The following is a 12,251-nucleotide window of genomic DNA, read 5'->3' as shown; positions in this document are numbered from 1 at the left end:
CGCAAGATATTTCTGGCAACCCATTGGGTTGCCATTTTTTTTGCTCATCATTTCTAATATGTCTGACTGATAATTCAAGCTATGTCTTAACTGCTATATTGAAAAATAGTAACCGCTGAGAGTTAAGGGTGATGGAACATAGATTTAGAACCAGGTTCGTGCCCTGAATAAGCTTTGTGACTATCTACTGTGATCAAGTACTGTGATCAAGTGTTCAGAAAAATTCGCGGATTATTCTAAAGATTATATAAATTTTTTATCGAACTGATTGAACCTTTATTAGAAAAGGCACTCATAGTAACTGTAGCGAGTTGATAATGAAGATTTTCTCCTAATGAATAAACCCTTCATCACGGTATATTCAAGGTAAACCTACATTTCAGCATGGTCTCATCAACCTATWGCTGATGCGCTCACTGTGCCGAACCAGTCTTTGTTCCAAAAGTCGGGGGATTATTGGGTGTATTTGAAAACCAATAAGGGATTCATCAAACAAGCTGTTGAGCCTGGTCATCGAAGCCTTAATCGCACGGTTATTAAGGATGGATTATCTCAAGGCGATGTCATCGCGTTAACGACGCCACCTAAAAGGAGTCGTATTTAATGAATAACAACATCATGGCGGATGTTCAGCAAATCAAAAGTTCTGGTACCAATAAAGATATCGCTTTGAACAAAACAAGTTATAGTAAAAGTCGTTGGATATCAGTTTATTGGGAAGGAATTAAGCAAGCCTTTGATGAGATGCTTCATCATAAACTACGAACAGCATTAACACTTCTCGGAATGATATTTGGAGTAGGTGCAGTTATTGCAATGTTAAGTGTTGGCGAAGGTGCTGAGCGTGAAGCATTAAAAATGATCGAATCGATGGGGGTAAACAATTTAGTTGTTAATGCTAGAACGACACAAGGTGACGCTTTAAAGTCCGTGCGTGAACACAGTATAGGTTTGAGTTTACGTGATATCGACAGTGCTAGAGATACATTGCCATTTGTTGATAACTGGAGTGCTGAAAAAAATATAAAAGTATTTAGTTTATTTAGTCTTCAAGGGCGAAGTGATGCGCAAGTGACAGGGGTAACACCAAGTTATTTTGAGTTAAGCGCTTTACCACTTGAAGAAGGAAGGACCATTTCTGCTTTTGATGAGTCCCATTATCAACAAGTAGCGGTTTTGGGACCAGAAGCTGCGCGGAGTTTATTTCCGCAAGGCGGTGCTGTTAATAGTCTAGTTAAAGTAAACCATCAATGGTTTACCGTCGTTGGCATACTGTCTGAAAAAGAAGGGACTAAATCGTCAATTCAAGGCGTTAAGCTTGGTGGAGAACGTAATAAAGTCTTTATACCATTAGCCACAGCGTTAAAAAAAATGAATTTCACATTGCTTGAGGATGAGTTAGATTCATTCAAATTAGCGATGAAGGAGGGGATTGATCCCACTCTTGGTGCTAAGAGCTTGCGTCATTTAATTAACCGCCGTCATGGTGGCGAAAAGGATTTTGAAATTGTTGTGCCTGCGGATCTGCTAGCGCAACATCAAAAAACTCAGCAAATATTCAATATCGTAATGGCATGTGTTGCGGGTATTTCACTGCTGGTGGGGGGAATTGGTATTATGAATATCATGCTTGCCACCATTCTAGAACGTACCGGTGAAATTGGATTATTAAGAGCATTAGGGGCAAAACGTAAAGACATCGCCAGACAGTTCTTAATTGAAAGCATAGCTATATCAGCTACCGGAGGAATAATTGGTATTGGGGTTGGGTTATTACTCGCGTTAATCATTTCTTCTGCAGCAGGTTGGCCAGTGGCTTGGTCGCCATTTTCCATTGTGATAGCCCTTGGGGTGTGTATGACTATTGGTGTTGGCTTTGGTTTATATCCTGCTAAAAAAGCGGCAAGGCTTGATCCAATTGTTGCACTACAAAGAGATTAACAGTACTTTGAAGTAAATTTTGGTTTACTTAAGCTTTTTGCAGAAATTATATTTGTTAATTACAACCTTACTTTGAACTTGTATAAAATAGATATTACCAATATTTAATCAGTAAAAGTGAATACTCTATTTCATTATCCGTTTTGAAAATTTTATATATTTGAGGTGAAATTTACACATATTCAATGAAATTTTACTAAAGTTAATCCACTCATTAGCGACTTTTATGTAACTTTTAACCTTGCCTTTAAGCCTGATTTTAATGATTTTGAGTTGTTAATGTTGAAATCCAAGTTCAAAATTCCCTTACTAAAGTCATTATTTTTTGTTTAACCGTCTTAATAAATTGCAATTAAGATACTTTTTAACAACAAATGAAAAATTTTTTTAATAAATTTATGTGCGCTAAACATGAGCATGATGCACTTTTTTTGCACATTCTTTGTTGGTTTCACTTTTCTCTTTAGAATTTTCCTATTTATTCACATTGTCTTTTCTATTTCTTATTAGGTATGAAAAAGATTTTTTGAGTATTTTTAATCAATGGAAATGATGTTTTTATAATGTTGACGCAATAGTTATATTTTTATCGAATAAAAAAACGACGAATAAACTTATTTTTCAATTTAAAATCCAAATTGGTGCAGCAAATTGATACATTTAAATAAGCTTTTTGGTGAATATTCATTCAAACACAAGGTTGAAATTTTTAAGCTTGAGCATTAATTGGTCAGGTAGGTAAGGGGGTTTGGTTAGTTGTTTAACTTAATTGGTTATATAGATTAGATCTATATCTTACACAATAGGGATTTTTTGATAAATGTTCAGATTAGAAATAACATTTTCGAGGTCATTTTACGCTTGAATGAGACTTTTCATTCATTGTATTAGTATCAATATAAGGGAGTCGATTTTATATATTAACCTGTTAAATTTTTAGGTTTACGACCACGAAACAGCGATGTATTTCCACAAAAACCGACCAAGTACTTTAGCCTTAAATGCCGTTATTTCTGACTTAAAACTGATTATATTTTCCAGCTTTAGAGATTGTTTAATACCTACTGTTATCCGCTATTTTACGTGTAGGCTTACTTCAAAATTTCCTTTGGCCGTTACTCAGTGAGTCGCGAATGATGCCGTTAATCTGTGAGTCGCTAAATAATAATTGTTGAGAAGTATTTGTTGGGCACTTTAATTGAACACTGGTCAGTCGTAATGAGAGCTAGCTCATGACTGTGAAATGAATAAATAAACTTATCTAATATCCTTGCTTATAGAGTGTTATAGCTGACTTATAGACATAAAAAAAGCGCCTTAAAGGCGCTTTTTAATAAACAATAGTAATCAAACTTATCGCTTATCTAAGCTGACAAAATCACGGTCTTCAGAGCCAGTGTATAACTGACGTGGACGACTAATTTTGTGACCTGGTTGGTCAAGCATTTCTTTCCAATGTGCAATCCAACCAACTGTACGAGAAAGTGCAAATAACACTGTAAACATACTTGTAGGAATACCGATTGCTTTCATGATAATTCCTGAGTAGAAATCAACATTTGGATAAAGCTTCTTAGATACGAAATATTCGTCTTCTAATGCAATACGTTCTAGTTCCATTGCTACGTCTAGTAGAGGATCTTGAACATTAAGCTCAGCTAAAACTTCATGACAAGTTTCACGCATTACTTTCGCACGAGGGTCGAAGTTTTTGTATACGCGATGACCGAAGCCCATTAAGCGGAACGGATCAGCTTTGTCTTTCGCACGAGCAATAAACTCAGGAATGCGGTCAACACTGCCAATTTCTTCAAGCATGTTTAAACAAGCTTCGTTAGCACCACCATGAGCTGGACCCCATAATGAAGCGATACCCGCTGCAATACATGCAAATGGGTTAGCACCTGATGAACCAGCTAAACGAACGGTTGAAGTTGATGCGTTTTGTTCATGATCTGCGTGTAATACAAAGATTCTATCCATTGCTTTTTCAACAACAGGATTAACTTTGTACTCTTCACAAGGAACAGCAAACATCATCGACAAGAAGTTACCTGCGTAACTAAGCTCGTTGCGTGGATAGACGAAAGGTTGGCCAATTGAATACTTGTAGCACATTGCTGCAATCGTTGGCATTTTAGAAATTAGGCGGAAAGCCGCAATTTCACGATGTTTTTCATCATTTACATCAAGAGAATCTTGGTAGAACGCAGATAATGCACCAGTAACACCACAAAGCATTGCCATTGGGTGTGCATCACGACGGAAGCCTCTAAAGAAAGAAGCTAATTGTTCATTAACCATTGTGTGGTTCTTTACCATTGATACAAACTCTTCATACTGAGTTTTGCTTGGTAATTCACCGTATAGCAACAAGTAACAAACGTCTAAATAGTTAGATTCAGTAGCTAACTCGTAAATTGGATAGCCACGGTGTGTAAGCACACCTTTTTCACCATCAATGAAAGTAATCGCAGACTCGCAAGAGGCTGTCGCAAGAAAACCAGGATCAAAAGTGAAATGACCTGTCTTTCCTAATTTACTGATATCGATTACGTCAAAACCAGCAGTTCCCTGCTTGATTGGCAATTCGATTGAATCGTTCCCCGGTAACTCTAATTTGGCTATATTGTCAGCCATACCCCGTTCTCCTTACTTCATTCTTTTCTGTGAGTGCGGCATGTTAAGCGGACATTACTTTACAGTGAATCGTGATCACATTTCAATTTAAATAAGCGTTTAAATTTATTAGACCATGGTATAAACCTTGCTTGACGCCTTGCCAGCGTTGGCCTAGAAAGAAAAAAATTGCAAAAAAACAAATTTTGCATAGTGTGACGTTTGTATTTGACAATGGGCTTGAGTATACTTGGCCTCGCCCACAAAGGGCGACGAACATCACATTTTTGAAATCATTTTTTACCTAGCTAAATTAGTGAATTCTCAAATAGTTAAGTGTTTGATAGTAGTCTGTTAAGTTTCAACAATTTGTTTACATGGGTAGTTTGGTGTAACAAACAGAAGCAAAGCAAGATGAATAATAAAAATAATGCTCAATGGAGCTGAGTGAGCAGAACGTGAAAAAGCAAAGACCTGTCCATATAGACCTACAGACCATTCGCTTTCCTGCAACAGCGATTGCGTCAATTCTTCACCGCGTATCCGGTGTCATCATGCTGTTTGCTGTCGGTATTCTTATTTGGATGCTAAATGAATCTTTAGCATCGCCTGAGAGTTTCGCCGGCCTACAATCTCTTTTTGATAACTTGCTCGTTAAGTTTGTTATCTGGGGAATTCTTACTGCGTTGGGTTATCACTTAATCGTTGGCTTACGTCACCTGATTATGGATACCGGCCGTTGGGAAGAGTTAGCCTCAGGCTTAGCATCAGCAAAAATCGCCTTTGTTCTATCAGCGGCGTTTTCAATCATTGTGGGGATTTGGGTATGGTAACCAACGCAGCAAGCCTTGGACGCAGTGGTGTTCATGACTTTATTTTAATCCGTGCTAGTGCAGTAATTTTAACCTGCTACACCATTTTTATGGTTGGGTTTATTGCTTGTAGCGCCCCATTAACTTACGAAATTTGGCATGGTCTGTTTAGCACCTTACCAATGAAAGTATTCACTCTGCTGGCACTAGTTGCAGTATTAATTCATTCGTGGATTGGTATTTGGCAAGTTCTGACCGATTACGTTAAAAACGTATCGGTCCGTGGATTACTTCAGTTCGTATTTGTCGTAGCGGCTTTTTGTTATCTAGCTGCAGGCATCATCATAGTGTGGGGTGTTTAAGTGGGTATTCCAGTACGCGAATTTGACGCAGTAGTGATCGGCGCTGGTGGCGCTGGCATGCGAGCGGCTTTACAAATTTCAAAAGAAGGTAAGAGCTGTGCGCTTTTATCTAAAGTATTCCCAACACGTTCTCATACGGTTTCGGCGCAAGGTGGTATCACTGTTGCGTTAGGTAACGCGCATGAAGATCATTGGGAACAGCACATGTACGATACTGTGAAAGGTTCTGATTTTATCGGTGACCAAGAAGCAATTGAGTTCATGTGTAAGACAGGTCCTGAAGCGGTTATTGAACTTGAGCAAATGGGTCTACCTTTCTCTCGTTTCGAAAACGGCACTATCTATCAACGTCCATTTGGTGGCCAATCAAAAAACTTTGGTGGCGAACAAGCGGCACGTACTGCAGCAGCAGCTGACCGTACTGGTCATGCTTTGCTTCATTGCTTATACCAACAAAACGTTAAACACAAAACTGAAGTGTTTTCTGAGTGGTACGCATTAGATTTAGTTAAAAACGATGACGGCGCAATTGTGGGTTGTACTGCAATTGAAATTGAAACTGGCGAGATTGTTTACTTCAAGTCGAAGGCAACAATTTTAGCAACCGGTGGTGCAGGGCGTATTTACGCTTCTACTACTAATGCTCACATTAACACTGGTGATGGTGTTGGTATGGCAATGCGTGCTGGTGTTCAGATGCAAGATATGGAAATGTGGCAGTTCCACCCAACGGGTATTGCTGGCGCAGGTGTACTTGTAACTGAAGGTTGTCGTGGTGAAGGTGGTTATCTTTTAAATAAAGATGGCGAACGCTTCATGGAGCGTTATGCTCCGAATGCAAAAGATTTGGCTTCTCGTGACGTTGTTGCTCGTTCAATGATGACTGAGATCCGTGAAGGTCGAGGATTAGATGGTCCTCTAGGCCCGCATTGTTTGCTTAAGCTTGATCACTTAGGTAAAGAAACATTGGAAGCACGTCTTCCTGGTGTTTGTGAACTTTCTCGTACGTTCGCGCATATTGATCCAGCAGATGGCCCAATCCCTGTATTGCCGACATGTCACTACATGATGGGTGGTCTACCCGCTAAAGTTAGTGGTCAAGTTGTCCGTCAAAATAGTGATGGCACTGAACAAGATATCGTAGGTTTATTCGCTGTAGGTGAGATTGCTTGTGTATCAGTACACGGTGCAAACCGCTTAGGTGGTAACTCATTACTTGATTTGGTGGTATTTGGTCGTGCAGCAGGTCAGCACTTAGGTAAAGCCCTAGATGAAACAGCTGATCCGATAGCACCATCTGAAGCACAAATTTCAGCATCTCTTGATCGTCTTAATCGCTGGGAAAGCAATAAAGATGGTGAAGATCCTGCTGTTATTCGTAAAGACTTACAGTTATGTATGCAGCTTAACTTCTCAGTATTCAGAAGTGGTGATGCAATGGCTGAAGGCCTTAAAGAGCTTAAAGCAATTCGTGAACGTTTAGCGAATGCTAAGTTATCTGATAACTCTTCTGAATTTAATACTCAGCGTATTGAATGTTTAGAGCTAGATAACTTGATGGCAACGGCGATTGCTACAGCTTATGCTGCTAACTTCCGTACAGAAAGCCGTGGTGCGCATTCTCGTGAAGATTTCTTAGACCGTGATGATGATAATTGGTTATGTCACAGTGTCTTTGATCCTGAAACTGAACAAATGACTAAGCGTGAAGTGAACATGGAGCCTAAGCTTCGTGATGCATTCCCGCCTATCAAGCGTACTTACTAGGAGCAGACCGATGAAATTGGAATTTGCAGTTTATCGCTACAATCCTGATGTAGATGCTAAGCCTTATATGAAAGATTACAGCTTAGAAGTGGATGAAGGTACCGACATGATGGTATTGGATGCACTGATGAAGCTGAAAGAGTCAGACACCTCGTTGTCATTTAGACGCTCATGCCGTGAAGGTGTTTGTGGTAGTGATGGCGTGAACATGAATGGTAAAAACGGATTAGCGTGTATTACGCCTGTTTCTACTTTCAAAGGTAAGAAAATTGAAATTCGTCCACTACCAGGTATGCCTGTAGTACGTGATTTAATTGTCGACCTGACTCAGTTTTACACTCAGTACGAAAAAATTAAGCCGTTTCTTATCAATGATGAGAAAACTCCGGCTCGTGAACATCTGCAATCTCCAGAAGAGCGTGCTCATCTAGACGGTTTGTATGAATGTATCATGTGTGCGTGTTGTTCTACTGCTTGTCCATCGTTCTGGTGGAACCCTGATAAATTTATCGGACCAAGCGGTTTACTTCATGCGTATCGCTTCTTAATTGATAGCCGCGACACCGCAACTGAAGAGCGTTTAGCTGGTCTAGACGATGCTTACAGTGTATTCCGTTGCCACGGTATTATGAACTGTGTTGATGTTTGTCCTAAAGGACTAAACCCAACTAAAGCTATTGGCCATATCAAGTCAATGCTACTGAAGCGAGCAGTATAAATGCACAATGTAGAGCTAGGACTATCTCTTAAATAGCTCTTGATGAGAGCCATCTTCATCATCGTCGATGGCTCTTTGTGTGTATTAGGAAGACCTTTGTATTTAACGCAGTAAAATTATATAGTTAGATACGATTCGATTGCGGTGCAAAAGGTATCGTAATTTTGATTATGGCGAAGCACGTGTATCAAGTTTGTAAGGAAAAGTAATGCACCAAGGCATCATGAAAGCTTGGCTCGAATCGTCACATTTAAGTGGCTCAAATTCGACCTACGTAGAAGAGATGTATGAAGCCTATCAAGAGGACCCAAGTTCAGTTACTGCTGATTGGCAAGCCGTCTTTGATAATCTCCCTGCGGTAAATGGTACTTCTCAAGATATACCTGAAGCTGCACACTCTAAAGTACGTGATTATTTCCGCAGTTTAGCATTAGAAAGTCGTGCCAAAGGCGCCAGCCGTGTAACCGACCCTGAATTAGATGCTAAGCAAGTTAAAGTTCTCCAATTAATTAATGCTCACCGTTTTCGTGGCCATCAAAATGCCAATCTTGATCCTCTAGGTTTATGGCAACGTGAAGCCGTTCAAGAACTAGACCCTGCGTTTCACGGTCTTGATGCTGAAGACATGTTGCGTGAATTCAATACTGGTTCATTTGCATACGGTAGCGACACATTAAAACTGGCTGACATTGTTCATGCACTTAAGAGCACATATTGTGGTTCTATTGGCGCTGAATACATGCACATTACCGATACAGATGAAAAGCGTTGGATTCAACAACGTCTTGAACCGTCTTTAGGTAAAGCAAATTATGACAACTCCACTAAGAAACGTATCTTAGAAGGCCTAAACGCTGCTGAAGGTATGGAAAAATACCTTGGCGCGAAATTCCCAGGCGCAAAACGTTTCTCACTTGAAGGTGGTGATGCTTTAGTTCCAATGATGCGTGAGATTTTATACCGCGCAGGTGAAGCAGGTACTAAAGAAATCGTCGTAGGTATGGCTCACCGTGGCCGTTTAAACGTGCTTGTTAACGTTTTAGGTAAGCGTCCTGCAGAGTTATTTGATGAATTCGCAGGAAAACACGACGAAGTCCAAGGTTCTGGTGACGTTAAGTACCACCAAGGTTTCTCTTCAGATTTTGAAACGCCAGGTGGCAATGTCCATTTAGCGTTAGCGTTTAACCCATCTCATCTTGAAATCGTTAACCCTGTAGTTATCGGTTCTGTTCGAGCTCGTCAAGATCGTCGTGGATGTACTGATGGCTTACAAGTGATGCCTATCACCATTCATGGTGACTCGGCAATTACTGGTCAAGGTATTGTTCAAGAGACATTTAACATGTCTCAAGCCCGTGGTTTCAGAGTCGGCGGTAGTATTCGTATCGTTATCAATAACCAAGTTGGCTTTACCACTTCTAACCATGAAGATGTTCGTTCTACAGAATACTGTACCGATATCGCTAAAATGGTTCAGGCACCTATTTTCCACGTTAATGCTGATGACCCAGAGGCTGTCGCCTTTATTTCGCAGTTAGCTGTGGATTACCGTAACGAATTCAAACGTGATGTGGTGATTGATTTAGTGTGTTACCGCCGTCATGGCCATAACGAAGCTGATGAGCCTAGTGCAACGCAGCCGTTAATGTACGCTAAAATCAAAAAGCACCCAACGCCACGTAAGATTTATGCAGATCGCCTAATCGAAGAAAGCAGTATCTCTGCTGATGATGTGACAGGTTTAGTTAATACTTACCGTGATTCATTAGATGCGGGTGAATGTGTGGTTAAAGAATGGCGCCCAATGACACTTCACACAGTGGATTGGACACCATATCTAAACCGTGAATGGGATGAAAGCTACCAAGCTTCAATGGCACTTGAGCGTTTAAATAATTTAGCGCAAAAAATTGTCGATATCCCTGAAAGTCATAAACTTCAGTCACGCGTTGCTAAGATTTATAAAGATCGCGTTGCAATGGCTAACGGCGAAAAGCCGCTAGATTGGGGTTTCGCTGAAACCTTAGCTTATGCGTCTATCTTAGAAGATAACAAGCGTGTTCGTATTACCGGTCAAGATTCTGGTCGTGGTACTTTCTTCCATCGTCATGCTGTTTTGCATAACCAAAATGACGGTACAACTTATTTGCCATTACGTAATGTGGCCGATGAGCAAGGTGATATTGATATTATTGATTCAGTATTATCAGAAGCATCAGTACTTGCATTTGAATACGGATATGCCACAGCTGAACCTGGCGGGTTAACGATTTGGGAAGCGCAATTTGGCGACTTCGTAAACTGTGCTCAAGTGGTAATCGACCAATTCTTGTCATCTGGTGAACAAAAGTGGGGCCGTTTGTGTGGTCTGACTATGCTGTTACCGCATGGCTATGAAGGCCAAGGTCCTGAGCATTCATCTGCTCGCCTTGAACGTTTCCTACAATTATGTGCTAACCACAATATGCAGGTGTGTGTTCCTTCAACACCAGCTCAGGTTTATCACATGTTGCGTCGTCAAGTTGTACGTCCAATGCGTCGTCCTCTTGTGGTGATGTCACCTAAATCATTACTGCGTCATCCTCTAGCTGTTTCGTCACTTGATGAACTTGCTAACGGAAGCTTCCAGAGTGTGATTGGTGAACTTGATGCATTAGACGCGAGTAAAGTGGATCGCGTTGTCTTCTGTAGCGGTAAGGTTTATTTCGAATTACTCGACAAGCGTCGTAAACAAGAAATAAATAACGTTGCTATTTTACGTGTGGAGCAACTGTATCCGTTCCCACAAGAAGAAATGCAAGCAGCACTTGCTGAATATCAGCATGTTAAAGACTTTGTATGGTGTCAGGAAGAACCGCAAAACCAGGGTGCTTGGTATTGTAGCCAACATCATTTCTGGGCAGCGATTCCTGCAGGCGCACAATTAACTTACGCTGGCCGTGAAGCATCTGCTGCACCAGCTTGTGGTTATCCGGCTCTGCATGCTCGCCAGCAAGAAGAATTAATCAATAGCGCATTAAAACTGTCGTAATAAAATTTATAAAAAGGAAAGCTTTCCATGAGTATCGAAATTAAGGTACCCGTTTTGCCAGAATCAGTTGCTGATGCGACTATCGCGACATGGCATGTGCAACCTGGAGAACAGGTTTCTCGTGACCAAAATCTAGTTGATATTGAAACTGATAAAGTGGTTCTAGAAGTTGTTGCGCCAGAAGATGGTTCTCTGAGTGAAATACTATTCCCAGACGGCGAAACTGTTCTTGGCGAACAAGTTATTGCTAACTTTGTTGCTGGCGCGGTTTCTGGCCAAGAAGTAACAAAAGCTGAAGCAGAAGCTGCAGCTCCAGTTGCTGCTGAATCAGATGACTCTAACGATGCCTTAAGCCCATCAGTACGCCGTCTAATTGCAGAGCATAATGTTGATGCTGCAGTGATTAAAGGCACCGGTGTTGGCGGACGTATTACTAAAGAAGACGTTGAAGCATTTGTTAAGTCTGCTCCTGCTGCAAAACCTGCTGCTCCAGCACCAGTTGCTCCGCTTGAAGGTCGTAGCCAAAAACGTGTTCCTATGACGCGTTTACGTAAGACGATTGCTAATCGCTTACTTGAAGCTAAAAACTCTACCGCAATGCTAACGACGTTTAACGAAGTTAACATGCAGCCAATCATGGATATTCGTAAGCAGTATCAAGAAATCTTTGAAAAGCGCCACGGTATTCGTCTAGGTTTCATGTCTTTCTATGTTAAAGCTGTGACTGAAGCGCTTAAGCGTTTCCCTGAAGTTAACGCTTCAATTGATGGCGATGAAATTGTTTATCACAATTACTTTGATGTGAGCATTGCAGTATCAACTCCACGTGGTTTGGTAACACCAGTACTGCGTGACACAGATACTATGAGCCTTGCTGAAATCGAAAAGAATGTACGCGAACTCGCGCTTAAAGGCCGTGACGGTAAATTATCTGTTGATGATATGACTGGCGGTAACTTTACAGTGACTAATGGCGGCGTTTTCGGTTCACTCATGTCAAC

9 protein-coding genes are annotated in these 12,251 nt (G+C 40.8%); 8 read left to right on the top strand and 1 reads right to left on the bottom strand.

Features of this window, described 5'->3' with window-relative positions:
* Positions 1-418 precede the first annotated feature (418 nt).
* A complete protein-coding gene (locus tag FNZ24_RS20740; protein WP_324187480.1) occupies positions 419-604 on the top strand; it encodes a hypothetical protein in 186 nt (61 codons plus the stop codon).
* A gap of 140 nt (positions 605-744) precedes the next feature.
* The gene (locus FNZ24_RS20735; protein WP_228768572.1) at positions 745-1,941 is read left to right on the top strand and encodes an ABC transporter permease; all 1,197 of its coding nucleotides are present in this window, start codon (positions 745-747) and stop codon (positions 1,939-1,941) included.
* 1,353 nt (positions 1,942-3,294) lie between these two features.
* Here FNZ24_RS20735 and FNZ24_RS20730 read toward each other — a convergent pair.
* The gene (locus tag FNZ24_RS20730; protein ID WP_153916692.1) at positions 3,295-4,581 is read right to left on the bottom strand and encodes a citrate synthase; all 1,287 of its coding nucleotides are present in this window, start codon (positions 4,579-4,581) and stop codon (positions 3,295-3,297) included.
* 416 nt (positions 4,582-4,997) lie between these two features.
* Between FNZ24_RS20730 and sdhC the strand changes: the two genes are divergently transcribed.
* The 6 genes from sdhC to odhB form a co-directional block, all read left to right on the top strand.
* On the top strand, positions 4,998-5,393 hold the full coding sequence (gene sdhC / locus FNZ24_RS20725; RefSeq protein WP_102528518.1) for a succinate dehydrogenase, cytochrome b556 subunit: 396 nt from the start codon (positions 4,998-5,000) through the stop codon (positions 5,391-5,393).
* Complete coding sequence (gene sdhD, locus FNZ24_RS20720) at positions 5,387-5,734, top strand: succinate dehydrogenase, hydrophobic membrane anchor protein (protein WP_055023360.1); 348 nt, start codon at positions 5,387-5,389, stop codon at positions 5,732-5,734. The genes sdhC and sdhD overlap by 7 nt, the downstream gene beginning before the upstream one ends.
* The gene (sdhA, locus tag FNZ24_RS20715; RefSeq protein WP_153916691.1) at positions 5,735-7,501 is read left to right on the top strand and encodes a succinate dehydrogenase flavoprotein subunit; all 1,767 of its coding nucleotides are present in this window, start codon (positions 5,735-5,737) and stop codon (positions 7,499-7,501) included.
* A gap of 10 nt (positions 7,502-7,511) precedes the next feature.
* The gene (locus tag FNZ24_RS20710; RefSeq protein WP_153916690.1) at positions 7,512-8,219 is read left to right on the top strand and encodes a succinate dehydrogenase iron-sulfur subunit; all 708 of its coding nucleotides are present in this window, start codon (positions 7,512-7,514) and stop codon (positions 8,217-8,219) included.
* Between the two features lie 208 nt (positions 8,220-8,427).
* Positions 8,428-11,250, top strand: a complete 2,823-nt coding sequence (gene sucA / locus FNZ24_RS20705) for a 2-oxoglutarate dehydrogenase E1 component (protein WP_153916689.1) — start codon at positions 8,428-8,430, stop codon at positions 11,248-11,250.
* Between the two features lie 27 nt (positions 11,251-11,277).
* Positions 11,278-12,251 (top strand): 2-oxoglutarate dehydrogenase complex dihydrolipoyllysine-residue succinyltransferase (odhB, locus tag FNZ24_RS20700; protein ID WP_153916688.1); only part of this gene is annotated, 974 nt, incomplete at its 3' end.

The sequence above is a fragment of the Shewanella sp. TC10 genome (genome assembly GCF_009663145.1).
Taxonomy (GTDB): Bacteria; Pseudomonadota; Gammaproteobacteria; order Enterobacterales; family Shewanellaceae; genus Shewanella.
Note: the sequence above shows the minus strand (reverse complement) of the source record. Positions and strands in the feature narration are given on the sequence as shown.